Origin of the sequence: Cellvibrio sp. (assembly GCF_046347455.1) — a bacterium.
Lineage (GTDB): Bacteria > Pseudomonadota > Gammaproteobacteria > Pseudomonadales > Cellvibrionaceae > Cellvibrio.
Genome location: NZ_JAXMGC010000002.1, coordinates 1 through 25,332, shown reverse-complemented (window position 1 = coordinate 25,332; position 25,332 = coordinate 1). Strand labels below are relative to the sequence as shown.

Annotated in this window: 23 protein-coding genes; 1 reads left to right on the top strand and 22 read right to left on the bottom strand. The window is 42.0% G+C overall.

Features of this window, described 5'->3' with window-relative positions:
• Nucleotides 1–85: 85 nt before the first annotated feature.
• The 20 genes from U1F02_RS04075 to U1F02_RS03980 form a co-directional block, all read right to left on the bottom strand.
• A complete protein-coding gene (locus U1F02_RS04075) occupies nt 86–640 on the bottom strand; it encodes a hypothetical protein (RefSeq protein ID WP_409989085.1) in 555 nt (184 codons plus the stop codon).
• 1,214 nt (nt 641–1,854) lie between these two features.
• On the bottom strand, nt 1,855–2,451 hold the full coding sequence (locus U1F02_RS04070) for a hypothetical protein (protein ID WP_409989084.1): 597 nt from the start codon (nt 2,449–2,451) through the stop codon (nt 1,855–1,857).
• 115 nt (nt 2,452–2,566) lie between these two features.
• Complete coding sequence (locus U1F02_RS04065) at nt 2,567–5,266, bottom strand: conjugal transfer protein TraG N-terminal domain-containing protein (protein WP_409989083.1); 2,700 nt, start codon at nt 5,264–5,266, stop codon at nt 2,567–2,569.
• Nucleotides 5,267–5,271: 5 nt separating this feature from the next.
• Nucleotides 5,272–6,669 carry a conjugal transfer protein TraH gene (locus U1F02_RS04060; RefSeq protein WP_409989082.1) on the bottom strand — a complete coding sequence of 466 codons (1,398 nt, stop codon included), beginning with the start codon at nt 6,667–6,669 and terminating at the stop codon, nt 5,272–5,274.
• The gene (locus tag U1F02_RS04055) at nt 6,666–7,631 is read right to left on the bottom strand and encodes a conjugal transfer protein TraF (RefSeq protein ID WP_409989081.1); all 966 of its coding nucleotides are present in this window, start codon (nt 7,629–7,631) and stop codon (nt 6,666–6,668) included. The genes U1F02_RS04060 and U1F02_RS04055 overlap by 4 nt, the downstream gene beginning before the upstream one ends.
• Entirely contained in the window at nt 7,628–9,676 is a 2,049-nt protein-coding gene (traN, locus tag U1F02_RS04050) for a conjugal transfer protein TraN (protein ID WP_409989080.1), read from the bottom strand. The genes U1F02_RS04055 and traN overlap by 4 nt, the downstream gene beginning before the upstream one ends.
• Entirely contained in the window at nt 9,649–10,413 is a 765-nt protein-coding gene (gene trbC / locus U1F02_RS04045) for a type-F conjugative transfer system pilin assembly protein TrbC (RefSeq protein ID WP_409989079.1), read from the bottom strand. The genes traN and trbC overlap by 28 nt, the downstream gene beginning before the upstream one ends.
• A gap of 3 nt (nt 10,414–10,416) precedes the next feature.
• Nucleotides 10,417–11,466, bottom strand: a complete 1,050-nt coding sequence (locus U1F02_RS04040) for a TraU family protein (protein ID WP_409989078.1) — start codon at nt 11,464–11,466, stop codon at nt 10,417–10,419.
• Nucleotides 11,441–12,049 (bottom strand): type-F conjugative transfer system protein TraW, encoded by a 609-nt coding sequence (gene traW / locus U1F02_RS04035; protein WP_409989077.1) that lies wholly within the window; start codon nt 12,047–12,049, stop codon nt 11,441–11,443. The genes U1F02_RS04040 and traW overlap by 26 nt, the downstream gene beginning before the upstream one ends.
• The gene (locus tag U1F02_RS04030) at nt 12,009–12,542 is read right to left on the bottom strand and encodes a S26 family signal peptidase (protein ID WP_409989076.1); all 534 of its coding nucleotides are present in this window, start codon (nt 12,540–12,542) and stop codon (nt 12,009–12,011) included. The genes traW and U1F02_RS04030 overlap by 41 nt, the downstream gene beginning before the upstream one ends.
• Nucleotides 12,539–12,958 carry a TrbI F-type domain-containing protein gene (locus U1F02_RS04025; RefSeq protein WP_409989075.1) on the bottom strand — a complete coding sequence of 140 codons (420 nt, stop codon included), beginning with the start codon at nt 12,956–12,958 and terminating at the stop codon, nt 12,539–12,541. Before U1F02_RS04025 ends, U1F02_RS04030 begins: the two co-directional genes overlap by 4 nt.
• 37 nt (nt 12,959–12,995) lie before the next feature.
• Nucleotides 12,996–15,596: a type IV secretion system protein TraC gene (gene traC, locus U1F02_RS04020; RefSeq protein ID WP_409989074.1), complete on the bottom strand. Its 2,601-nt coding sequence runs from the start codon at nt 15,594–15,596 to the stop codon at nt 12,996–12,998.
• The gene (locus tag U1F02_RS04015) at nt 15,578–15,979 is read right to left on the bottom strand and encodes a TraV family lipoprotein (protein ID WP_409989073.1); all 402 of its coding nucleotides are present in this window, start codon (nt 15,977–15,979) and stop codon (nt 15,578–15,580) included. The genes traC and U1F02_RS04015 overlap by 19 nt, the downstream gene beginning before the upstream one ends.
• The gene (locus tag U1F02_RS04010; protein WP_409989072.1) at nt 15,976–17,127 is read right to left on the bottom strand and encodes a TraB/VirB10 family protein; all 1,152 of its coding nucleotides are present in this window, start codon (nt 17,125–17,127) and stop codon (nt 15,976–15,978) included. Before U1F02_RS04010 ends, U1F02_RS04015 begins: the two co-directional genes overlap by 4 nt.
• 59 nt (nt 17,128–17,186) lie before the next feature.
• Complete coding sequence (locus tag U1F02_RS04005; RefSeq protein ID WP_409989071.1) at nt 17,187–17,927, bottom strand: type-F conjugative transfer system secretin TraK; 741 nt, start codon at nt 17,925–17,927, stop codon at nt 17,187–17,189.
• Entirely contained in the window at nt 17,920–18,606 is a 687-nt protein-coding gene (gene traE, locus U1F02_RS04000) for a type IV conjugative transfer system protein TraE (RefSeq protein ID WP_409989070.1), read from the bottom strand. Before traE ends, U1F02_RS04005 begins: the two co-directional genes overlap by 8 nt.
• A complete protein-coding gene (gene traL, locus U1F02_RS03995; protein ID WP_409989069.1) occupies nt 18,599–18,886 on the bottom strand; it encodes a type IV conjugative transfer system protein TraL in 288 nt (95 codons plus the stop codon). Before traL ends, traE begins: the two co-directional genes overlap by 8 nt.
• Nucleotides 18,887–18,940: 54 nt before the next feature.
• Nucleotides 18,941–19,267 (bottom strand): TrbC/VirB2 family protein, encoded by a 327-nt coding sequence (locus U1F02_RS03990; RefSeq protein WP_409989068.1) that lies wholly within the window; start codon nt 19,265–19,267, stop codon nt 18,941–18,943.
• 714 nt (nt 19,268–19,981) lie between these two features.
• Nucleotides 19,982–20,602: an OmpA family protein gene (locus U1F02_RS03985; protein WP_409989067.1), complete on the bottom strand. Its 621-nt coding sequence runs from the start codon at nt 20,600–20,602 to the stop codon at nt 19,982–19,984.
• Nucleotides 20,547–20,969, bottom strand: a complete 423-nt coding sequence (locus U1F02_RS03980; RefSeq protein ID WP_409989066.1) for a lytic transglycosylase domain-containing protein — start codon at nt 20,967–20,969, stop codon at nt 20,547–20,549. Before U1F02_RS03980 ends, U1F02_RS03985 begins: the two co-directional genes overlap by 56 nt.
• Before the next feature lie 352 nt (nt 20,970–21,321).
• Between U1F02_RS03980 and U1F02_RS03975 the strand changes: the two genes are divergently transcribed.
• Entirely contained in the window at nt 21,322–23,286 is a 1,965-nt protein-coding gene (locus tag U1F02_RS03975) for a type IV secretion system DNA-binding domain-containing protein (protein ID WP_409989065.1), read from the top strand.
• Nucleotides 23,287–23,332: 46 nt separating this feature from the next.
• Here the strand turns inward: U1F02_RS03975 and galE are convergent, their stop codons facing one another.
• Both galE and U1F02_RS03965 read right to left on the bottom strand, forming a co-directional pair.
• Nucleotides 23,333–24,394 (bottom strand): UDP-glucose 4-epimerase GalE, encoded by a 1,062-nt coding sequence (galE, locus tag U1F02_RS03970; RefSeq protein ID WP_409989064.1) that lies wholly within the window; start codon nt 24,392–24,394, stop codon nt 23,333–23,335.
• Nucleotides 24,395–24,535: 141 nt separating this feature from the next.
• Nucleotides 24,536–25,204: a TorF family putative porin gene (locus U1F02_RS03965; protein ID WP_409989063.1), complete on the bottom strand. Its 669-nt coding sequence runs from the start codon at nt 25,202–25,204 to the stop codon at nt 24,536–24,538.
• Nucleotides 25,205–25,332: the final 128 nt, after the last annotated feature.

The following is a 25,332-nucleotide window of genomic DNA, read 5'->3' as shown; positions in this document are numbered from 1 at the left end:
AAGAGTAGCTAACCGCACCTCCATAGAGGTGCTTTTGGGGTGACAATAAAAAAGCCACTCCGAAGAGTGGCTTTAGAGGAAAACGCTATCTCAGCGTCGGCCTAGATTTTCTACTCAAAGAAATTGACGCACCATTAATCTTACCTGATCGTATGAAACAGTTAAATGTAATGACACACCCTTTCGCAATAAGTACCGTACGAAAAGGTCCAAAACCTAATCGCAATGTTTCCCAGTTTTTCTTTCGAACATCACCATTAATCCAACCACCAAATTCCGCCGCCAAAAATAACGGCATGTACTTCGCGATTGGAACTTGCTTGATCAAAGCATCATCCCGAACCACCAATCTCATTTCGCAGGTCAATAGGTATTGCCTGCTTTTTGTTATGAGCTCCACATAAACTACATCTAAATTTTTAACGAAATTTAGTGCAATCCTCAAGTTCTCAATGGATGTATAAACAACTACCCTTTCGCCTTGAGCATATGAAAACACATAACCCTTGTAGAGCATTAGTGAAACTGAATCAACTTCCTCGAGATATTGTTCCGCAAGGAGCAACAACTCTCTGGAACCACCATTAAGCAAAAAACTCCGCTCTCTGGTGTTGGGCGCAAAATTAATTTGAATACTCATAAAACCCCTGTTAGGAGGTGCACAACCAGTCACTCCATGACTGGCTTCACACAGTCATGGAGTTTGCAGATTCCTCTGCCAACTAGTTTGCGCAAGAATAATCTTGCATCCCTATATTAATTTCATTACAGGTAATTTGATAGAGAAGAAATATAATTTTAGGCAAAAAAAACCACCCCGAAAGGTGGTTGCGGTATCACCTAACAAAAACACGTGTTTTGTTAGGCTTATAAAAGTTAACACTTGTAATAATTTCCAAACACCTTACCTTTGGCGGTAAGGGGTAGGAAACAAATACATGCTCACGAGTTACAATAAGACCACAACCGCAAGATGCTCTAAGACGCCTGTATTGCGCCCCAGACTCTTTTATATGCTTCAATAATGCAACATGCAATATTTCCGCAAACGGATGCGAGCATGACTCGTTGGACAGCACCAATTCTTTAATCATAAAAACATTTGGTCTTACGATTAAATTCAGGTACGCAGCGTTATCATAACCTTCCATAGGTTCCTCTTATGTATACAGCCAGTCAAGCGACTAGCTGTCTAGTCACTTGACCAACCCTATTCAAAGTTGGAGCTTACGGATTAAAACCGCTCGACGAATTTATCGAAAAAAAGCAGGGGTCGCAATTGATGATTGAAAAAATTTGAACTGCGGAGATATTGGTAACTGAGCAAAAACACACGATCGAAAAATAACTTCATCTAAAGCCTACAATGCTGGCACCTCAGCATGGACTTAGAGCCCCAAAAAGACTGCTTCCCATAAAAAAAAGACACTCCCTAAGGAGTGCCTTGCAGGTGAACACAAGGCGAACTAAGCCTCGTGCGAAAACTCAACTACCACAAACTTGTTATAGCAGTTGAAACATCACGAGCTGAGCCATACCTCTTTCCATAGGAGTCAAGTCTGCAAGACGAGATTCCTGAAAAGTCGCTTCAGCCCAAGATTTCCACATTTTATGAAAAAATTTCTTCACAAATGTCACCTGGTCAAATTCTCGGAGAGGGCTCCGAGAAATAGTTATCGGAACCCAACCCAAAGAAGTTGAATCACTACAAATTCAAATAAATCGAACTTGTATGTGCAGTAGCATTTTGTGAAAAAAAATATTTAAATTCAACAACAATATGAATAGCCGAATTAATTTACTCAAATTTGTGACAGACGTTACACGCGAAAAATGAAATCACATGCAAACCAATCAACTCCTCTCATTCTCGACTGAGGCCAACAGAAATGTTTTTCTAGGTTTTACTACCACATATTTTTCGGATCTACTTTGTGAATTTTTTGATAACGAATTCGAAACTAAAAAGTGCGCACCTTTTTCTTCAATCAAATCGCCTTTAATAACCGTCCCCTGAAGCCCTAAGCATGCCTTTGCCTTACATTCGAATTCTATTTTATCCACCCCAACGGGGGCATCAGCCGAAATTATTGCCATTACTGATTTTCCTCTAACAGCCCCCCAATAATCGCCCAGCAAAGCCAAATCACTATCTAATATAGTCAGCCGATCATAAACCGGAAATATTTTGGGTTCCCGCGGGTGCTTACCGCGATTCACGTGCGTTAACCTTTGCAGGAAAAAACGCTTTCCGTTGCGAATTTCGATGACCCCCGCCTTGGGTGTTCCTAGCAAGCTCAGAAATTCAATAGCACGCGCACGATATTCATCAAAGTCTCCCGACTGTGGATTATTCATGGCCACCAAATTAACAATTTCGTTATCTTTAATCGCAGCCCAATATCGGCCTGCGTAGGTAGATATTTCTGTTTTTATTGAATTATTCTGCATTCAATTAGCCCACATAATACGCAATCAAAAAGAGCAATTCTTAGATCACTCGTTGATACAAAAAATTATCCGTTCCACTAAAGATGCACATGCCGCAATTCTTTAGCTTTAACCCCTACCGTTTAAAGACTCCCGCTCCTGATGTTTTATGAACCTTCGGCTGGAGTTCATCTCCATCAACTTCTACGTGATTTTTGACGCTGCGCTGATTGTGCTTTTCCTCTTCATGAGATTGCTGCACGTCGCGTTTTAGCTTTGCAACCGCGTGGTAATCCACTGAACCAGTTTCATTTATATGTGTGGTATCTGCTGCATCAACTCTGTCTCTCGCTTCGTTTGCAAAACGATCGATATTTGCTGACCCCGTCACTCTATATTGCTGCAGCATTGCGTTGAATTCATTGTCGTTCGCAGGTGCCACGCGGCTCACCCCCGCATCGATTTTCAGTTCATTCAGCGCTTTATTCGCCTGATCTCTTCGGATTGGGTCTTCGGAATTTAATCCATTGACTATTTCTTGCACCCTGCCAGCACCAGCCTTATCAAGTAAGCGTTGAGCAAAATCTATTTGTTTAATATCTGATTTTTCTGACGCATTAGATAGCTCTCTTTTAGCCTCTTCAGCTTCCTTCGTCGCCATTTTAAAGGATTCTTGGGATTGGGTAATCTTATCCAACCCTCTCTGAAGATTATCTACTGTTGTATTATTATATTGCAGACCGCTCTTCGAGGCGTCAGCCAACACGTGCTGCCCTACACTTTTAATCGCCTCTGAAAACTGACTTGATTTCATAAAGTTATTCATTTCAGTATCACTAATTGATACTGACTCTTTATCGGTTCTTGTATAGTTGTTTTCTACACTCACACCGGCACCCGCATTTACTCCGACCCCAGAAGCTCCCACACCGAGCCCAAAACTAGCCGAAATTTTTTGCGCAATCTGTGTAGCATAATCTTTAATTTGGCTAACAGACTGATTCTTTCCCCACTGTTCTGCTGCAGCTTTTATCGTATTGAAAATCTTCTCATCACTACGAGTTTGAGCTCCGGACACGCCCGACTCTTTGCTGTCAGATGCAGCTAACTGATGCATAGCTCCACTTACGGCTTTTAAAGCAGATATGTTTGCATTTGCTAACTCACTGGCGCGTTCCTGCTCATTTTTAACCGCGTTGTTATAGGAGTGCTTTAAAGTTTCCGTATCTTTTTGTGTGCTGGAAATAGATACAGAACCAAAATCTGATTTGGCTGCCTGGAAATAAGCATGCCCATCAGGCGCGTGCGTTATCATAGAACCAGATGTATTTAAGCCTTGAGATACTGAGTTTCCTGGAGTCATGCCCGTATTGGCACTAGTTTGAGCCGTTTGCCAACCTTGTCCATGATACATGCCCTTACCTGTAATAATTTCATCACTGGCTTTAGCCGCCGCTTGTTCATAACCTTGCATTGCACGTGTTGTTAATTGCGCCATCATTGCGCCAGAACGTGACACAATCATATAAGCAATTACTGGTGTGCTTGCAGCAAGCCATGCAGCAATGTTTGCCATGTCAGCGGCGTGCTCTGCCACTTGCGGACCATTTAACGCACTAAACCCACCGACATTCATTCCGCTGTTCGCCATTGAAATACGCGTCCAATAACTGATAGCAAAATGGATAATAGAATATATGGGAGCCCACAAATTTATCCAAACCAACATCGAAATGTAAGGTACGGGAACCTTTGATGGCATAACTAGTGATATAAGCACAACCACTGGAAAAATTGCATACAGAAATGCCTCATATAAATCTCGCATTTTCGGCAGAGTCCATAGCGCCTCTGCAAACGCAGTAGTGTTTTTGAGCCGCCGCTCTTCTTTTGCCTTCTTAAATATATAACCAAGATCACCAGCTTCTTGGCCAAATCGCTCCATTACAGGTTGTAACTCGTTTATTAACCCAAACTGTATTGCGAGAGAGTCGAATTTCTGATTCGCAGAATACTGATCCTTGAGAGCCGTTTCACTCTTAGCTTTGTACGCCGCTACTACAGCATCATCGCTAAAATCTGATCGCCCCGCAAAGCTTGCTCCAGACTCGGCAATCATTTTTTTAATTTGGTCTTTGTTATTCAGTTTATCCTTAAAATAATTCGTTATTGCTTTCGAGCATGTTACCGGCGCTTTGGGAACACCACCCTCCGTATAAATAAACTGCGTAACATTTTTACTGGTATTTTTCTCAAAGAAATCCATCAAATCAGTAGATTGGATTAAATCAGTTGGGGAAAACCTATTTTGTCCCAATCCATCAAAATATACACAATTGAGTAAATACTTTTGCATATTTTCTCGCAGCTCAGGGTCGCTAATTTTTAGATCTTGCATAGATCGCAACGTAGATTGCGGAAATAGCATGCCAGCCTGACTGTAATTGATTCCATTGGGCAGCGAGAATATGGTTTCAAATTTTTTAGTAAGGTAATCTCCTGTTATAGAAAAAATACTGGCTGTAGCACCAAGCCCAATGGGAACATTATTTACATTAAAAGTTTCACCTGTGATTCGATCCACTACTTGAACATCTACTTTGGGTACAACTACCGCCATATAAAAAGCAATTGTGCCAATAAAAGCAGTGAAGTTTGCCAACATCTGCCGACCAAACGCTGCCTTAAACAGAATTACCAAAAAACCCGATAACACAGCGGTCTTCATCGCGATGAAATAATCATCCTCACCGAAAAGTGCCGCTACCCCGTTAAACACCATACGGAGGAAATCGCCATTACCATAAGTAATTACGTCAAACGCTGTAGTTGCCATTGTGCTTACCTATACATCGCTGCGCGTTGTAATGGAGGAGATATTCTAGCAATGAGCTGTGATTCATAATTGCGAATATTAATTACCATTTTCTCCATATCATCGGCTTTTTGATTCACATCACGCTGTAAGCTAGCCAAACCATCAATCGATTCATCTAAACTTTTCGAAAATTCTTTCACTGCAGGATCGCCGCTCGCTCCACCACGCAAATTTCTTACGCCCATATTGGTAGTCATTAGCAAGCCATCTAAATAACTGTACAAAATATCCTCAGCAATCAAATAACTGTATTTATTTACCATTGTATTTAAATCAACCACTGAATTGGCTGCACTAGCCGCTGCAATGAATCTATAAATTGGTAACCGAGAAAAGGCAATTAACCCCTTTTCTGAGTCTGAAAGTGCTTCGTCATTTTTTATTTTTGCTGCAATGCTTTTTAACTGAGCATTAACTTTTGCTTCAAGGCCTTCCCATGTGGGGGTCACGCTCTTTAGCTCTGATACAGGGATACATATTTTTTTATCTGTGTCAGCACACTCCCTTATCACGAGCGCGTCCGGTGCATTTTTACCAAAAAGAATGGCGTTTTTTATATTCTCAAAATGTTTATTGCCACCATTACTCCCGAGAGAAGGCGTTATATACCGAAAGGTCAATGGTGAATCTTTATCATCTACATTCGGCCTAGTTATAATGAGAGTTCCAGTAATGTTCATCACAATTTCAGCTAGCTGCTTTTCATTTTTAAAATAGTCATTTTCCATTAATACACCCCACACCAAATTTCCTTCCGTAAACGCGAAATTTGCGTCGCCCGATTTGGGCGATTCTTTTGGTGCTTTAGGGCATATTGCTTTGGCTTGATCCCAGGTTAACCCTCCCGCATTCATTTCTCTTACAATACAGGTACTGTCTTCTTTACCCATTCCCTCCATCGCGCCACCAACAAGCCTAACTGCCGCCTCGCATGAATCACTAGACAGTTGGTTTATTTGGTCGGCATACCCTTTCATTTGTGCCATGACATTTTTTAAGGTTGGGGAGACAATGCTAATTCCTAGCATGAAGACTAAACCTTTGGCGTTTTGCCCAATGTTTCTCAATGATTGAATGAATGCATCAGCATCTAACCCCGAGACTCCACCTGCATAAAAATCTATGCCGCCGCATCCAGCGCTCATTTTTGGGGAAGTTACGTCTACAAAATGAAACACTTGGTCCACTGGTGTACGAGCAGAGAATCCACCTAAGGATAACTGTCGCGCCGACTGCCCTTGATAAACACCAGGATTGGTGACATTAGAATTATCAAACCAGGAATCAAGCTGACTTCCCACGCTCGCATTAAGATTCTGTGAGGCAATACTAAGACCAATCACTATTAGGAATTTCCTCATCTCACATCTCCCAATCTCTTTGTTTCACTTACTGAAAATTGCGATGCCGCGGCAATTATTTTGTCCATCACCGCAACTCTATTGTTAAAACCATAACTTACTGCTGAGACACTATTATTTTTGGGGTCAACCAAATACAAAGCTGGAACAGACTGGACATTAAGCTTTCGTCCCATTTCGTTGTTAACCTTTGGATTTGGAAACTCAGGTAAGCCCCCACCATCCAAAGAAACGGGCACAACATCGAACCCAAAGTCTTTGGCCAAGTCCGCCAAGATTGGTGCAAATTTGTGGCAAAAGGGACAGTCACTTCTAAAGAAAAACAGCAACCCATTCTTTTTTGATATCTCGATTAAACTCGCAGCCTTTTTCTCGCTAGACTGTTGCTCTGCCACAAAACGCGCTTGCGGGGAGGAAGGAGCCTGAATATTCCTATCGTATTGAGGTGCACTCCATAGCACCTGAGTAAAGCCGTTGGCAAACTGCATAGATCGCTCCTGGATTGCATTCATCTGCCGCATGTATTCTAAGTAATTTTCACGAGTAGGGTTTAGCATGGCCGTTGCCAAAGCCTCCTCCATTTTTTTACCTTGCTCTCGTAATATTTCTTTGGCAGTTAGCTGTGGCATGGGCTCCACTGGGCTTGGTTCTGCCTTCTTAGTAGGCTTCTTTTTTTTCTCTGGTTGTTTTTCCGTCTCATACCAAAACCAACCGCGCTCACGGTCTTGATAATATTGCTTTTGCTGGTTATTCATTGATGGCGATTCAATCACGTCAGCCGCGAGTACTTTTTTATTCCGAGTATTGAATTGTGGGCTATTTTTTTGCTCATCAATATCATCGTCGCTTACAGTGTCAGCATCACCCTCGAACGCGCTCGACAAAATCGAATCTACATCCGCAACTGCGAGCGTCGGATAGAAAAGAAGATGAAGGATGCAGAGTAGGTAAAGTGACTTCACGGCGTAGCACCACTTGATTTAGCTTTGAGCGTTTCCGACACGCGCTCAAGTGCTTCTGCTGCTGAAGGTGTAGTCCCGTTCATTGCCCTTTGTAGAACTTCATCGTACAAGTCCTTGAAGTCAATCGCATCGAAATCCAATTGCTCCAATTGACTGATCGAGAAACCAGAGCAATCTGTGCTGTCAGGCTTACCATCTCCCAACGGAAAACCTATTTGCGGCCTACCTTGTTCCGCAACAATGCGCGCAATTTTTGATGGGTATACACAGAATGGTTTAAAGGTAGATTTGGCCCCCAAAGCCCCGCTCACGACTCCCGATGATTTTTTTTGGTAATCATCGAACTTATGTGTTCGCCCTTGGACTATCGCAACTGCCAGATCCTTTTCCTCTTGAGTACACCCGTCCAGATTTAACTTATTCAAGAGTCCAGAATCTGTACAGCAGTTACTCAGACTTCCTATTTTACAGGCATGTCGTTCACCTCTAAAAATTTCAATTGAATCTGGCTTTATAGTTTTAATTAACTCGTTCGCTACAGCAGTACTAGCGGCTGCGCGTTTGAAGTCCTCTGGGTTTGTATCTTGAGTTTGGCCTATTTCTTTCGAGCAATTCCCATCCTCGCAAATTAATTGACTGCCACACAAACTAACACTGCTTTCCGCCTTCAGACCAAAGCAAGTGAAATTCTGTTGTTCATTTAAGCACCCTCCTAAAGGTGACTTATTTAGGCAAACCGAATTACTGTAGATGCACCCTTGCGCTTTCAAATTTTCACATTCAGCTGAGGGGGCAGTTATCAACTCCTGATACTCGTATTTTTTTTGTGTATTCCAACACGGCCGAGCTATTGAAAATCCATTAATTATTTTTACGCCTGACTCAAGACACTGCGAGGACACTAATTGACTATCAGGATAGCCCGCTCCCACACTACAGGATGTTGATTCTGTGAACGAAGGGTTGCATTTAGGCGTTACCGTAAATACAAATGTAAACTTTCCTCCCAAATTATATTTAGTGTCATACCAATATTTTTTTCCTTGATTTCCGTCTTCCTCGCGCAACTTAACTCGAAAATTATTTTCACACGTAGGTAATGCATCAATATAGGAGTGATCGCCACTTCCGTCAGCATATTGTGAGCCAACCAAACCAGGCCCCTCCCACCATGCGGCCCAATCTGTACTTTCGTTATAACTCTTTACAGTCGTAGTGTTTTTTACGCAGTAATAGTCATAATCCATTGCGGGAAAATTTGCTTGCACCGCATAGAGTGTGCTTTTTTGAGTCGAATTAGGCGAATAAAAACCATCCCAAGGGGAATTCAAATGCGCATCAGACGGAGCAATCACTTCCCATGTGTGGTCGGTCATGTGGTATTCAATAGCTAGCTTATCTCGCCCACGCGAGGATATATTAATCGTTTTATATTCAATTTTAGCTTGGTTATAAGCGCCGCCATTTTGGCAAACGGCCGTAACTGTAGTATTACACTCTGCCGAATGTTTGACATAACTACTCGTTACCCCACAAGACTTAGGAGTTTCAGTTTTTATATCCTTGGTACCTACAGGTAAATCTACACATCCTGAATAGCTATTTTTTACCAACGATGCCGATTTGTTTACGATTTCATCCTGCCGTTTAAAGAGTGGGTCGTGAACAGGATCTATATTCGATTTAGCTCTCGATTTCGCTGACTCCGCATAGTATTTTCCCGTCTCATCAGAGCCTGATTTTTGATAGCCTACATCCCTTAAATCTTGACCAGAGTCGTAATATTGCTCGGGCGAGCTAACTTTTCCGTCTGCTTTATCTTTTTCCATTTTTGCGTAGCCAGGAACTTCCTTATTGGGGTCATAGTTTTTCATCCCCTCTAAATATTGCGCGCTAGAGGTTAACCCTAATGACTTACCTTCATCATTTGCAGACTTTTGCTTCTCACTTAAATTGGCAGCATCTGTCGCAATGCCTATTAACAACAAAGAAATTAGTAGTATGTGTTTATTTATATTCATTTGTCGCTTTTCTGATTTAGCCAAAAGTTTGCTTCTTGTTTTTCTCTTGCCGAACCCGTACGAGAAATCAAATCTAATACATAAGCTAAGGTCGCCGAACCTGCCAACTTAACGTGTTGTGGTGGAGCGCATGAACCGGGAGTACAGGCATCAAATTCAGACAGCGGTAACACAAAGCTTGGAACAGTAGATATATCGAACATTTTGAACAGTGTTGGGTCAATTAATATGCCGCTGGCACGTTCTGGTGTTCCCGCGAGCTGGCGCAATTTCGATACCGTGACTTTGAAGTCATCTTTAATAAGCCCTCGGATAACAACAGCAGCACCATAATGCGGCGCCTCCTCAATTAGCGCTTTTATTTGTTGCTCTGGCATTGAAAAGCTCACAAATATAATTGGGTACTTTTCACGTTGTTCTTTTTTCTCTACGTTACTTTTTGCGGTGAAAGAGTCCGCTTCAAATTTTTTCCATTCATTTGAAGTTAAACCTCGCGCCTCAGGAAAATTTATTGAATTATTCGTATCCGGCACCGATACAGAATCAATAGATTTTTTTTCAGCGCCGAATACGTTATCTATCTCTTTTTTTTCCGCCGGTGTTTCTACCTTTTTAAACACGTCTTGAGCCATTTTCTTTTGCTGTTCCAAAATATTCGCGTCAGGCTCTATATATTTTTCAGCGTAGGAATTAGCAACAATCAGAATTAAACTTATTAAGATCGTATAGATATAGGTTGTCGGCTTAAATCGGATATACATATTTTAAAGCTCGCAGCAGCGAACCTTTCTCCAAATCATGTAGGTAAAATCTTCACCTTTGTAGGGAAACTCTCTACCCGCCCCCCATAAGCCCGTGGATACTCCAAATCCAAATGCTTTTGATGTGAGAGGAATAGGATAAAGAATGTGTTCTTTATACTGGTTCTTTCTTAAAACCGGCTGTGGCAAGTTATAACAAATTGCGGCAGGTGTTGATGTATCCATACCCAAACCTTCGCGGTGCAATTTAAAAACCATGCGATGCGCTAGAGCTAACGTTGTTTCCAGTCCACCCAAATGACCCGAAGTATTTCCAGTAAGAGGGAATACAGATCCATGCGAACCTGAACACCAAAATAAAGAGTCGATTCCAAAATTAGTTGTAAGGGCCTTCAAGCTGTCAGGCACGCAAGCTAATTGCGCAACTGGGTTAGCAAATAGGACGGCATCTGGATTTAAAACAAAAGACGCTTCATCACTATCCCATAAGGGATCAAGTTCCGACATATAAGCCATATCGAATGTCTCCCCCTTTCCACAGCCAGATCCCATCACCATTCCCAACCAATTGAGAACTGGAAATTGAATCCAATGAACGTGATAAAACGCATCATTTTCCTCATTAACCCCAGCTCTATTTGTTCCACGAGGTGCTATTAGCTTTCCGCTTGAGCCTGACCCTGAATTTGAACCTGCACTAGAATCTCCAGATCCACCTAAATTCACTCCACCTAATGTTGGGGAGCACATTGGCTCCCTGACAACTTCTGCGACACGAGCCGGTTCCCAATAAGAAACTCCAACACCGGGAATTTTTACTGGAATCGGAGGACGATAGCAGCTGCAAATAAGCGGAGGAGATGAATCACCATTATCTCTCTGCCCAGTAGAAATAGAGATACTGCCAATTTTTATTGGGAACATGCAGGTCCAGCAGACATCTGTTATAGGATTTGGGAACCTTCCGTTACAGAGCTGTGCATTCGATTCAAGACTTATACTTAACAATGTAAGAAAAAAAAGCCTTCTATTTAATTGCAATTTCTTCCACATTGAGCGATTTACCTTTTTGGCTAACTATGGTTGGCAATGCCTGCAATCCAAATCGATTTGTTAAATACGACCTTTGATCAAAATAAATTCGTCGACCCAAGCGAGCTGATACGTCCAAATAATTTCCATTGACCAATACAACGCGATATCGCGATGGATCAGCACAATTATTTCTTAACCAGCTAATTTGTAGATCATCATCGCCATCAACAAAACAAAATGCTTGCGTGAGGCTTTTTACATCGAGAGGATTTATTGTAGTCCCAGCCCAAAAAAGCACTTTACCTGACGAATCAAGAATGTTGTTTGGAAGCTTGTAGGAAACCCCCATCTCGAAAGACTTATAAACTTGTGCACGAGGCAATTTAATTCCTTGCGGTCTAGCTACCATTTTTCTTGCTCTATCAACCATATCCCTTTGCGTTGCAGCAACCTCTCCTGACTCCACTTTTTGACGCATACGCTCCTGCATCAGTTCGATCATATCTCGCTCTGCAATTGGATAAGCTACACCTATGACACCGTAATCTTTAGCATTTGTGCTAAAAGATACGATAAGCAGTGCCAAGAATATTTTTTTCATCAATCAACCCAATGTCTTTGTAACGACTATCGAAACTATCTGGATGCGTTCCCCTAACGAAATATTTTTTCTCGGGAATTACTCCTGAGCCACTTACTTCTAGCGAGTCTCCGCTCATTGCCGTTTCTTTTGCATAACCAATGTATTTACCGTTTATAAAAAAATGTCGGCCTTCCTGCGTCACCTTATCTCCAGGCATTCCACCCAAATATTTTATGAACCTAATATTTTTGTAATATTTATTGGGTGGCGGCATAAATGCAACGTAATCATCTCGCATCGGCATTCTATTTTTAATAATGAGGAATACATAACCCGGGACGCTTTCAGTTGTTCTTATTCCAATAATCGCTACTGGGGATATGATGTATACAATTAAAATTACTAACAAAATTCCAACTATCGAAAATAGAAAATTTCTTCTAAATCTCTTCAGAGATTGTTTAGATTCGTCTGCGGAAATTTGGGAGGTAAAACTACGGTTAGCGATCATTGTGCCCCCAGCTTTCGATCTATTTCAGCCTTTAAATAATCGGTATAATCCGGCAGCTTAGTGATTACGGCAGCATCCACTAACAACACAATATTCTTCGACTCTAGATCCTTGATAGATTGTTCAAGTGCGGCAGCGTACTTGGCGGTAACTTCAGCAATTTTTTCCTTATCCATATTTTTTTCTGAATACTCTTTGATATGCTGAGTAAGTAAGTTGTTCAGCTGAACAACACCATAGGTTTTGGCGTAAATATGGTTTTGCAACACAACAAAAATCATGGCTCCCATTAAGCCCGAAACAAATGAGATAAGGACGTTTTTAAAGTCATTTTTTTTAAATAATGAATTGCCGCCAATAGCAGAAAAATGTATGTCGGATTTCACTACACCATCGTCTTCAGTCGAGTTGCTCATATTCCCACCTTTTAAAAGCCGCTATTTAATAACTTAACTATCGCGATTTTGTCGCTTTAATCAGGTCTTGCACCGCATCAAAAATATCGATGCCTCTTGCTTCGGCATCTCGAATATAATCAACCTCATCTGCTTTAGTCGAATAGAGTTTTTCTGTTATAGGATCTACAACAAACCGTAGAACAGATAGACCATCTGGCGAGCTAATTGCCAACTCCGAATATTTCCCCTGCACCGTTTCAAGAGATTTCAGCACATCTACTTTTCCGTCTGAATTATCGATGTGCCCATTAAACTCCGCGCTTTGTAATTCCTCGGGTTTCTGTCTCAGAAAAATTGCAAAATCAGAATTCATGTATGCCGCTTTCGCCGTTTCCGAAGAGTAGTAGTCCGATATCTTTTGAGTGATGGTCATAAAGCTGCCACCATGTTTACGTGCTACACGGTAGCCCTCTTCGATGAATGATCCTGCCCGACCCCGCCCCAACAACCGCCAGGCTTCATCAATAATACAAAGCTTCCTTTGCTTTTTATTGCCGGACAAATACATAACCTGTGTAATCCTCATCATCAAAATCAGCAGGACTACCGATTGCAAATCAGGCATAGTATTGAGAGCATCAAGTTCCAGCACAACAAATCTATTATTTAAATCCACATTTGATTCACCTTCAAAATACTCGCTAAACATTCCGCCTCGAGTATATGAATGAAGCATTACAGCCAAGTCTTTTGCGGTTGCGTGCATCGGACCATCATCCGACTGATCTGCCAGCAACGCATCAACTACCTTAGAAATTGTTGCTTTATTTTTATGCACTTCCCACGCTGAAAGAATTGCTTTTTCCAATACTGCTCGTTGCTTCGCACTCAGAGGAGTTTCAGGGGAAGCCATCTGGGCGATTAACATTTTTAACAAAGGAAGTTGTTCTTTAAAATATTTTGGATCACCATCGTTAATGCTGCTAAACGGGTTTAAACAGATTTGTCCCGCCTCGCTACCAAACTCTAAATAGGTCCCTTTAAGTAATTTACAGAGATTCTTGTAACTGTGCCCTGCATCAATAATGAATGCTCGTCCACCTGACCCTAGGCAACTAAATACCCACTCTTGTGTTAAAAAGGATTTACCTGAACCGGATGTTGCACAACAGGAGAGATTGTAGTTTCCCTTATCGTTATCAAAGGGATCAAAATAGGTAATCTGTCCACGCCTACCTGTAAAAATCATCATAGGCGTACGAGTTCCCTTCCATTCACCAACCCAAGGCGCGACATTTGTACAGTTCCAAGAAAGCATCGATCTGTAGTGTCCAAACAATTTGAGCGCTCGATTTGTTTCTTGACACATCCCCATAGGCAAGGCACCCAAAAAACTATGCACGGGAGTATAGCGACTGCGAGACAAAACCCATCCTAGTGATCCGTACGTAGAAATTAACGCTTGCTCAGATTCTTTTTCTTTTCCTTGCGGTGTTATCAATAAAATTTGGTAAAATGCATCGGTTAATTTATTTCCGTCATCTACTTTTTTCGATGTGTAATCCCAATCAATTTTTCTATCTCTCCATTGAGTTGCATATTTGGCAATAGGAGAGTCAGCCATCTGCGTAGCACGAGCGGATTTTCGCATTACCATGCCACGAGCCGAGAGTTGGTCTGGAACATTTACAGTTAGAGTTGCGATAAAAGGACAAGGTATACGTAGAATATTATTCGTAAAGGAACCAATTAGGCTTCCGTTGTTGAATCCGGCCCACTGCGATGGAAATTGCCTTACATGAAAGGGGATAAGCGAAAACGATTCTCCCTTATGTATCAAGCTCGACGTTCCTGAGTCAAATAGAGCCATTGTATCTGCATCAACTATCTGACTGTTTATTAACTGCTTTTCGTCATATACGAGAGCCGGAGCTTTACTGCGTCCGGGATTTACTATTGAATTCATTATATTAATGAACAATTCCGGCCACATATTTTGCGCGAAGATCTTTGCAGACCTCAAGGTTCCAACCATGGACTCTCGAGTTCTTTCCAGGAAATCTATATCGTCCTTGTGCACATCGATTGGATTCATACCAGCTGGCACTGGAATAACGTAGGAAACAACCAAGTGAAAATTTTTAAGCAAAAAAGCCTGATCTCTAAATAGAGAGTCCCACTTACTCTTTTGTAAGTAATCTACTCTGTTTTTTGCGAGGAGCCTGAATATCTTTGCGATATCAGCATCATCCACATTGCTTTTCCCTTCCTGCCAATTTTCTAAAATATATTCGATATTTGTGTCTGAAATTATACTCACTTGGATGACGGTATTAGCCCTATGCGACTGATTAAAAATGCCATTCAATACATTTAATTCTATTTCCCCCAACCCCGTTGCTGGTGAAGCAACAAGCATAAAACCTACCGTATCTTTGTTGTAATAAACACCAGTGTCTGGATCATAGGACTCATAGGGAAATAGTGACGCAAGCGTATGTCGTTCAGATAGGGATCTAAACTCCGCAACGGTAGGCGGAACATCTCCTTCATCCAATCGTTTTCCTGGAGGATTATCGTTTACTAGTGCGCTACGAACATATTCAGTGCACTTGCGTAATGAAGTTCTTAATAAATCTACTGGGGAAGCTGCCATTCTGCATCTCTCACTCGAACATACACAAAGCTACCCATATTAAGATCTCTGTCATTATCTTCCCAAGGAGTTAAATATACGCGCATGATTAACGGTTTCGACAACAACGGAGTGCCTGAACGAACAGGTTCAAGGATGCTATTGACTGGTGCAATATTTATATTGATTTCTTTTGATTCAGCAGACGCTTTCGAATCCAAACCATGATCAGATTTATTATTGCTCTCTGTAAGACTACCTCTATAGTCATTCAAGCCTTTGCTGTTTTCCGCATACACCCGGGACACGGGTTTACAACCAGTGTGGGGAAACATTCCACATGAGTAGTTCGAGGAGCAGCTCATTAATAACGCAAGCAATAAAGTAATAGGAATAATTTTCATTGTTTTATCTCTTTTGCACTTCCGACCAAGTCACGCTTTAAATCCGTTCCACCAGTCAGGATTATTTCACCAATTCGATTAGCATCTACCTCAATGATGGGATACATCTCATTTGCTCTTGCGATATAAAAATCGGATATTTTTTCGAGCGCATTTGCAGTCCCACTCGCTAACGCGGTTTGTCCGGTTTTGTTGGGGTCAAATGTAGTAAGCTGACCTAAAGGTGAAGTTGATACCGTTTGGTTTTGTTGCTTTAAGACATCTGCCGCACCAGACGCCATACCCGCCAACATTGATTTGGCAATAACGGAACCCTGCTTACTTACCAACTTGCCTCTTAAACCCGCCTTTCCGTCTTCTCCAGCAACATAACCCTTCACGCTCTCCTCAATTACATCGCCATTTGCCAGCACGCAGGTCAATGTTTCCAAACGAACGTAGGCCCGCTCACTTGATAGATCCCCATAGGTAGCACCAATTACATGGCAATCTCTGATATCAGAGTTAAAATAATTCGGTAACTGGCCTTTATCCATCAAACGCAAAAGTACAGGCATAGGATTTGATTTCCCTTGCCCACCAGTAGGGGCATCGACACCGGACAAAAGAACAGCTGTTCCAAAAGATCCAGTTGGCAAGTAGTGTGATATGTTCTTTGACGATTTTTCAGGTGCATCCTTTTCACCCTCCTCTTTTGAGTCAAATTCTATTACTTCAATTTTGTCTTCCTGTTTTAGAGGCGCACCTACTGGTGGCGGCGGCACTGATTGTTCGCTTGTGCGCAATGCTCCGCTAGATTCGTTTAGCTGACGAACGGGTGGTGGAGGCAAAGACTCCTTGAGATCGACTGGCGTTGCCATAGTCGGTGCTTGTTCTTTCGATTTCTTTTGAGCTTCATCGTGCGCATCCAAGCGGAGCTTCAGCTGATCAATTGTTTTTTCTAGATCAGCATTTCGAGCTTGCAGATTGGCCATTTTCTTTTCAGACATTTGAATCCAAACTTCTTCAGCGGACACTAATGATTTTGAATCTGTAGCGAAGTTCTTTTTTAGCTCCTTCGCTTTTTCGCGATTCACCTCAATTACTGATGGCTTCCCCTTGTTAGGGTCACTCATCCACATACCAAATACCATAACAATTAAAAACAACCCGAGCCCACCAAAGAGAAATATTCTCTGCTTGAGCTTGATCTGGCGTAGGGAATCCATTAACGAACTTCTCCTATTTTTCGCACAATAAAAAATCGTGTCGACTCACCACTACGAAGCAACTGATTCTCTATAGCTACCGCAGCAACTGAATCGCCAAATTTTGTAAATTCACGCTCATCAAGCTGCATATCCTGTTCAGTTTTATTAGTAATACGATACACCTCACCCGCCAGATAATTATTTTTATACTGTGTCGTTAATACGATATCCGCCTCTGTCCACAATGAAACATTTTTGTTGACTTCGAGGGTCGCATAACTATCCAGAGGCGTTATTAGCGCCATTGCTTTCATTAGAGCCTTAATGGACTCCACATAAGGCTGACTTTTCAGCTTTGTCACATCAGCTTTGCCTGCTTTTCCAGAAGACAACGTCAAAGGTGTAATCAGCACCGTTTCGGAAGGAATATCACTCTGTTTTGCAATTATGGTATAAGTTGCTCCCGCGGTGTCACGCACAAAAAAGCTAACTACCTCTGCTGATCCCAGACGCGGTTTAACAAATATTTCACCACGTTTTTTGTCCGGCTGAATATCAAGAGCACCTTGTGTTTGCCAAACGCGTTCTATTGTTACGCCATTTTGAATAGCAATACGCGTCAAGTCATTTTTTGAAATTGTAATGCTCAGAGTCGCACCATCTTTTGCCCTGAACTCTTGTACTGCGAGAGCCGGAGAGCCAGCACTAAAAATTGTTAGTAACACAAGCCACTTTGACAACAACTGTATATTATTCATGATGCGCAGAACTCTCACTACTTTCACTATGCACACCTTGAGATTCGGCGGTGGTGGCCGTCTGTTGCGTTTCAAGGAGCATTTCACTTTTATAATCCACATTTTGATAGTCGTCAGATTTATCACTAGTTGGCTTAACCTCAGAAAATCCGAGAACACTTATTCCCGCAGAGGTGTACTGCATTTTAAATTCATAATACTTTTGACTTCGTGCCACTATTTGTGACCCCATCATGGTAACCTGTTCGCCACCCACAATAGCTGTTTGCTTTTTTACATGGATAGACATCAAGTAAAAAGCACTACTAATCTCTTTTAATTTGATTCGGTCGACATCGTCATACAACTTATTTTTCAACAGCCCATACACTTCTGGGTTAGCAAACTTTAAAAATATTTCAAATTGACTCTTCGCACTTTCTTTATTATAACTAAGCATTAATTGCGAAAAGTATCTAGCCATGCTTTCAATATATTCTGCACTCGCTTCGCCACCTTTTATCCAAAATGGTCGATCGAAATCAGGCGGGGTTACAACAACTTTTTGGGTCTTATCTATAAAAAGTAAAGTGATCGACAGCAACAAATTACTTATTAGCAACCCACATGACATCAGCAGCCAAAATTTATTTTGGGCGGATACATTTACAAAATAAGACGCGTATTTATTTTTATCCACCGACATACTCCCTATTGCAAGAGGCCAAGTGGGGCGAAAGCCAAACATCTGACGGTCCATACCAAAATATTATTTTTATGATCAACCCTCTACCACCTTCTTCGCGCAGACGTGCATAGCCCCGCCCAAAAATTACAGCCATTACCACACCCAAGATAAACATATTCATCATCGCCCCCATCAGTACCCAAAAAGTGACGAGCATAAAGCTATCCATGTTCCACACAAACATAAGAGGTGGATCGTCTAAAGTTCTGGGAATCCAGTACGCGCTATGCATTTGAAACAACCCTTTAATCAATGAATTGAGAGGGAGTAAATCCCTCTCACATTTTTATATGAGTGCACTAGCAAACAGTGAATTGATAATTGCTGGCCCCAGACTGCCAAAAATTGCCAGCATTACACCGACGATTGCCGGTAACACTTTGCCACTGGCCGCAGCGTATCCCATGCCGATGATGCCACCTATAATCGCGATGGAACGCCCGAGATACCCTGTGGCGGCATCGTACACAAATGTGTAAACAGCTTTAAATGAATCACCTGAAGTTGCAGCCAACGCATACTCAGGAAGAGCAAAAAATACAATTAGGGATACCAAGATTAATAGCCTGCCTTTTTCTTCTCGAGTAAAGCTTTTTCTAAATAAATTAGTCATAAGATTTCCTAAATTTTTGAGTTAAAGTTAATGTTCTAATTGGCTATATACATTTCCACTCGCCGATATAGTCGCCGCCCCTTAATCCCGCTAGCTAAAACGAGATAGCAACGCAACTCAACTCACATCCATTTGAGCTGTTTTTTAATGCCACCCATACAATGACATCAAAAAAAACTTTACATTTTTATGCACACCATTTAACAAGCCCGCATTGCACTCTTGGGAACCAAAAAATTTTCGCGACATCTCTTTGTGCCTTTGCCCATCGATTAGACAGCGCTGTCAATTTGTAACGAGTAGCTGTTACAAACCTGCCTGCCTTCCCCCAAAGGAAATATCCTTGGCACCACCCACCAGCCATATTTGCTTTTAGTGAACCAAATAAACTTCTACACGCCGATATAGTCGCCGCCCCTTAATCCCGCCAGCCAAAACGAGATAGCAACGCAACTCAACCCACATCCATTTGAGCTTCTTTTTTAATGTCACCCATACAATGACATCAAAAAAAACTTTACATTTTTAGGCGCATCATTTGACAAGCCCGCGTTGCACTCTTGGGAACCAAAAATTTTCGCGACATCTTTGTGTGCCTTTGCCCATCGATTAGACAGCGCTGTCAATTTATAACGAGTAGTTGTTACAAACCTGCCTACCTTCCCCCCAAAGGAAATATCCTTGGCACCACCCACCAGCCATATTTATTTTCTTTTAGTGAACCAAATAAACTTCTACACGCCGATTAGATTGCTGCTCCTTAATTCCGCCAAATGGAACGAGATAGCAACATAACTCTTTCCCATTCGACTCTATTTTTCCTGCATCACCCAATAACTTCATCAAAAAATCTTTCACATTCTCAGCACGCTTTTTTGATAACCGTGCGTTTAAATCTTTTGCGCCAAACGAATCCGTATAACCAATTGCTAACAACTGTCCACCCGAATATCCATGTAACGCACCTTTTAAATACTGCTTTTGCTCCTCCTTAAAGACAGCGCTGTCAAAATCAAATAAAACACTGGCGATTTTTTCTCTTTTCATCGCAGAAGCAATTGCATTTTTTGCACTCAAATTGATCGACTCTCCAGACAGCACTGCGCCGTTCTCATTACTACTGTCAATTACATTTACTGTCGTTTTCGGTGTATTTTTTTTACATGCAGCAGCACCAAGCCCACCAACATCGCAATATATATATTCCCCTTCTTTCGCTGAGTCAGAGTCAGCATGCGCCTGCATCACATCCATTTCTATGTACGGCTCACGATGCTGCTTAGCGGCGCATGCGCTCACTAAAAGCACGATAGCGCCTATGCACATCAGCGGCATAACGTTGCCGCAAACTCTCGTTTTTCTCCGCATTACCGGTTCCCGCGTTATACGCACCTACAGCGCGCCAATTATTTCCAAAATACTGTATGGACTGAGCCAACACCCAAGCACCGACATGTATATTGATGCATGGCTCATAGAGCTTCTGCTCTGTAATTCCATAGGCCTTAAGCGAAGGAAGCCAATTTGAGTTAATTTGCATTAAACCCATATCAGTAGTTCCGTTTGTGTTTCTGTGTACTGCCTGTGGATTCAATCCACTTTCCTGCTGAGCTATTGCATAGAGCAACCACGGATCAACAGAGTAGCGGGCACCAGCCTCCTGCCAGCAATTTGACTCCGCTACACAGCAAAAACTACTCACCAAAAGCGCCCAAGATAACCGCCCGATGCCCATAGAAACCTTCTATTCAAAAGGTTGCGCAATCAAATTTTGACGAAATTACGCCGTCGCATTCCACGAAGCAGGATTGCGGCTCATCAAAAAATTCAAAATTAACGAATAAAAAACGTCAAATACACACAAAAAACAACCAAAAAAATCATTTTGTGTTAACAAAGGTCTTATTCTGTTTGTTTTTGCTAACAGATTAACAGTATGAAAATTTTGGGAGGAATAACGTTAGCGCAATCATCCATTGATGTAAAATGCGACAATTACAAATCTTGACGCGGATCTCATTTTTTAACCAATTAGGTACCCGAGAGGCATACTGATGACGCAGAATTTTTTTCTGGAGTGGGTAGCAGGACTTAACTACTCATTGATGGCAATAATGAACAATTGGTATTGGCAATCTGCATCTATTATTTTTTTTATTGGATCGTTAATCGGAATGACGCCGCTCAAATACGACAAGGACCATCTATTTCATCAGCTGCTGTTTATTTATATACGAAAAGCGCTGCTCGGATTGTTTTTCTTGCTCTTATTAGCACCGCCGATATCAGGCTTTTTGTATGAAATCACGGGAACAGATGCTTCATTAAACACCACCACAGCCTATTGGGATTGGTTTACTCATTTGGCAAACAGACATTTTTATTTTGTCGCTGTCGCCTGCCTATCCGGCTGGTTGCTCAGATTCTCTTTCAGTCGCTACGCACTCCCCTTGTACTCTTCAGTTCTTAGGAAAATTTCCAACAAACGAACTAGCGATGAACTTAGTGATATCAGAAAAGAAAGTAGCCGACTGAGAGCAAAAGATTATCTCCCTGAAAAGCATTACAAACCCGGATTTATTTTTGTGGGACTGAATGAACACAATGGACCAAATCTAATTCCAATTGATTTGTGGCGAGAAGCTAATATGCAAATTATTGGGCCTACACGTTACGGTAAAGGTGTAATTATTGGGAATATTCTGGATCAAATTATTCGCCAAGACGATTGCGTGTTTTATATTGACCCTAAAAAAGATGCTTTTGCACCGCATATCATGTATCAGGCTGCAAAGTTAAATAACCGTAAGTTTTATTATGTCGCATTACATGATGATGATATTGGAAGCTGGGCACCATTTGCAGGCGGATCAGACGGAGACGCACTAGTTCGAGCAGAAATTGCTTTTGGCCTTGAGTTCACTGGCGATCCAGGAACCGATTACTACAAGTCCCAGGAACTTAAAGAGTTTCAAAAAGCCTTCGCACAAACCAGGAACATAGAGTCATTAAAAAATCTGTTAAAAGAAACAGATGCCAATAGAATTAACGCAGAACTAGCTCGCTGGTCTAGAGTGAAAAGCCTTGTACCAAAGAATGGTTCTGGATTTAGCATTCAAAAAGCAATCAAAGAAAATGCAGTTGTATATATTCAAGGACATCTGAAAGATGCCGTACTCCGGACTGCAACAAAAATATTCATAGTCGAGCTAGTTCAAGAAGCTATGAATATGCATAAAGAGCGAAAAAATCATCTTACAGTTGCAATCGACGAAGTTAGCTTTCTCGTTTCTAAAGATCTAGCTCAATCACTCGCAACATCGCTGGGATTTAATATCAATTTTGTACTTGCCTATCAATCGCAGAATGATCTGTTAAATTTAGATGATAACTCCGTAAATGGTAACTATATCCATCAAAGCATCAACGTGAACTGTCAATTAAAGGCCGTTTATGGTGGCGCCGATTTTGAAACTGCAGAATGGGCTTCCAATCTATCTGGAACAATTATCAAAGAAGTCACCAAAATGGAAAGGGCTGAAATTAGCAAAGCCGGCGGGGAGATTTGGGAAGGCACCAGATCCGTAGGTTCAGTTGAGGAAAATTTCATAAATAAAAATACTATTTTGACGCTACCACCGAGAGTTTGCGTATTTATTCAACCGCGCAAAATTGCATCAATTAACTATACAGCCTTTGTGCCCGTTAAGGACACATCCTCTTTAGAGACATACATTGAACATAAGAAGCAAATTTATTCATCCAGAAAATCCGATACACTTGAGCCGCCCTCACTCAAGGAGAATATTAACCCGATTAAACAAAATGAGAATCCGCAACAAAAGAATTTTAAAAAGCACATACAGCAATTGCCCAAAAAAAATGCTACTCAAAAAAATAACCGCCAAGAAAAGTCAGACGAAAGAACACTAGACAATATCGTTTCTTTAATTGAAAACAGGAAAAATATGATGACAGCCGATCAAGATAAAAACGAAACGGAAAATTCACTACCTTAAAATTTCGTTATACATAAATAACGTGCAAAATTTTTCTAAACCTTTTTTAAAGGTCTCCAACGTATGATTCATATCCATTCGGATTTTGCGACTGCCAGCGCCAAGCATCTTGCATCATGCGCTCCAAGCCGAATTTTGCTTCCCACCCCAACTCTGATTTCGCCAAGTCTGCATTGGCATAGCAGCTGGCGATATCGCCGGGGCGACGCGGGGAAATTTTGAACGGCACTTTACGGCCACTGGCATCCTCAAAGGCTTTTACCATCTCGAGTACTGAGTAGCCCGTACCTGTGCCCAAATTGTAGGCACGGCATCCAGCGCCCACTTTATCCAGCCCTTTTAGCGCTGCTACGTGACCCAAGGCCAAATCGACAACGTGGATATAGTCGCGCACGCCTGTGCCATCTGGTGTGTTGTAGTCATTGCCAAACACTGACAGTTGCGGCAGTTTTCCAATCGCCACCTGCGCAATATAAGGCAGTAAATTGTTAGGGATACCGGCAGGATCTTCGCCAATTAAGCCGCTTTCGTGCGCACCAACGGGGTTGAAGTAGCGCAATAGGGAAATGTTCCACTGATTACCGGGTGCTTTGGCGACATCACGCAAAATATCTTCCACGATGAGTTTGCTGCGGCCGTAAGGGTTGGTCGCTGAAGTCGCAAAACTTTCGTCGATGGGCACACTAACCGGATCACCATAAACCGTGGCAGATGAGCTGAATATCAGTTTCCAAACCTTAAATTCTTCCATCACCTCAGCCAAGCTCAAGGTACCTGCAACGTTGTAGCGATAATATTTCAGCGGAATTTGGTTGGACTCACCCACCGCTTTCAATCCAGCAAAGTGCATTACCGCTTCGATTTTGTGTGCGGCAAACACTTTGCGCAGTGCGTCTTTGTCGTTGATATCAACTTGGTAAAAAACGGGCTCGACACCTGTAATACGCGCAACACGCTTTAGTGATTCTTCTTTGGAGTTACACAGGTTATCGACGACGATGGGGAGGTAACCGCTGTCAGTCAGTTCTACACAGACGTGACTACCAATAAAGCCCGCACCACCAGTAACTAAAATGGCTGGGCGTTTAGAAAAATCGGGGTGAGACATGGGAATATCCTTGCATACTGAGACACTGAGCGAGCGCGCAGTATACCTGTTTCTCCTACACAGGAAATTAATCCTAGAGTGCGTTTACCCCAAAATGAAAAAGGCAAGCCGAAGCTTGCCTTTTCAATTCGCAATTCAAACTTATTTGATTGGCAGTGACAATGTAGCGATGAATTTCAATTCGTCGTTTGCAGCGTCAGCTGTTCCTTTATCAACTACTTTACCCAAAGTGAATGACAACTTGTCGCTGTACGCATAGCTAAGATCCAAGTGGGTCACACCATCAAGAGCGCCGCTGTCATCAGAGTGTCTACCTACCAACGCAGTGAACTTGCCATAGGTCGCACTCAAAGTGGTATAGGTGTAATTATCATCGGCCAATACATCGCCTACACCGTTACGGAACATTGCCTTGAATGACAAATCGTCTGACACTTTGTAGCCCAGAGTAATAGCAACGTCTGATACGTCATCAAAACCTAAAGGCTTAGCGAGTGTCGGGTACATATAGGTGGTGTAGTTGAGGTCAACGTTTAACGCACCTAAATCAAAGTTGTAACCTGCGTACCAATCGTATTCAGTGCCGTTAGCCTTATCACCAGAAGAAGCCCAAAGACCTGTGTAGAAGCCGGCTTCGCTAACATGTACGTCAGCTACGAGTGCTGCACCACCACCCAAATCAAAACCACGCCAGTAGTACATGTTTGATGCACTTACAGATGCGGCAACTTCAGCGTGAGCAGCAGGAACTGCAAAACCAGCTAAGGCAGACAGGGCGGCACTAACAGCAACTAACTTTTTCATCTTCATGAGTAAATCCTCTCAGTATGTTTCTACATTTAGTTTTTGAGGTAGCCGAACCAACTAGAACGACATGACTGAGATATTGCAGTTAGCAAGCCAACTTTATATTTCCTTTGTTTATCATTCACTTAAAC

Coding starts and splice junctions, on each gene's coding strand:
- U1F02_RS04075 (WP_409989085.1), bottom strand. CDS start 640: ATGAGTATTCAAATTAATTTTGCGCCCAACACCAGAGAGCGGAGTTTT.
- U1F02_RS04070 (WP_409989084.1), bottom strand. CDS start 2,451: ATGCAGAATAATTCAATAAAAACAGAAATATCTACCTACGCAGGCCGA.
- U1F02_RS04065 (WP_409989083.1), bottom strand. CDS start 5,266: ATGGCAACTACAGCGTTTGACGTAATTACTTATGGTAATGGCGATTTC.
- U1F02_RS04060 (WP_409989082.1), bottom strand. CDS start 6,669: ATGAGGAAATTCCTAATAGTGATTGGTCTTAGTATTGCCTCACAGAAT.
- trbC (WP_409989079.1), bottom strand. CDS start 10,413: ATGTATATCCGATTTAAGCCGACAACCTATATCTATACGATCTTAATA.
- U1F02_RS04040 (WP_409989078.1), bottom strand. CDS start 11,466: ATGTGGAAGAAATTGCAATTAAATAGAAGGCTTTTTTTTCTTACATTG.
- traW (WP_409989077.1), bottom strand. CDS start 12,049: ATGAAAAAAATATTCTTGGCACTGCTTATCGTATCTTTTAGCACAAAT.
- U1F02_RS04030 (WP_409989076.1), bottom strand. CDS start 12,542: ATGATCGCTAACCGTAGTTTTACCTCCCAAATTTCCGCAGACGAATCT.
- U1F02_RS04025 (WP_409989075.1), bottom strand. CDS start 12,958: ATGAGCAACTCGACTGAAGACGATGGTGTAGTGAAATCCGACATACAT.
- traC (WP_409989074.1), bottom strand. CDS start 15,596: ATGGCAGCTTCCCCAGTAGATTTATTAAGAACTTCATTACGCAAGTGC.
- U1F02_RS04015 (WP_409989073.1), bottom strand. CDS start 15,979: ATGAAAATTATTCCTATTACTTTATTGCTTGCGTTATTAATGAGCTGC.
- U1F02_RS04005 (WP_409989071.1), bottom strand. CDS start 17,927: ATGAATAATATACAGTTGTTGTCAAAGTGGCTTGTGTTACTAACAATT.
- traL (WP_409989069.1), bottom strand. CDS start 18,886: ATGCATAGCGCGTACTGGATTCCCAGAACTTTAGACGATCCACCTCTT.
- U1F02_RS03990 (WP_409989068.1), bottom strand. CDS start 19,267: ATGACTAATTTATTTAGAAAAAGCTTTACTCGAGAAGAAAAAGGCAGG.
- U1F02_RS03985 (WP_409989067.1), bottom strand. CDS start 20,602: ATGCCGCTGATGTGCATAGGCGCTATCGTGCTTTTAGTGAGCGCATGC.
- U1F02_RS03975 (WP_409989065.1), top strand. CDS start 21,322: ATGACGCAGAATTTTTTTCTGGAGTGGGTAGCAGGACTTAACTACTCA.
- galE (WP_409989064.1), bottom strand. CDS start 24,394: ATGTCTCACCCCGATTTTTCTAAACGCCCAGCCATTTTAGTTACTGGT.
- U1F02_RS03965 (WP_409989063.1), bottom strand. CDS start 25,204: ATGAAGATGAAAAAGTTAGTTGCTGTTAGTGCCGCCCTGTCTGCCTTA.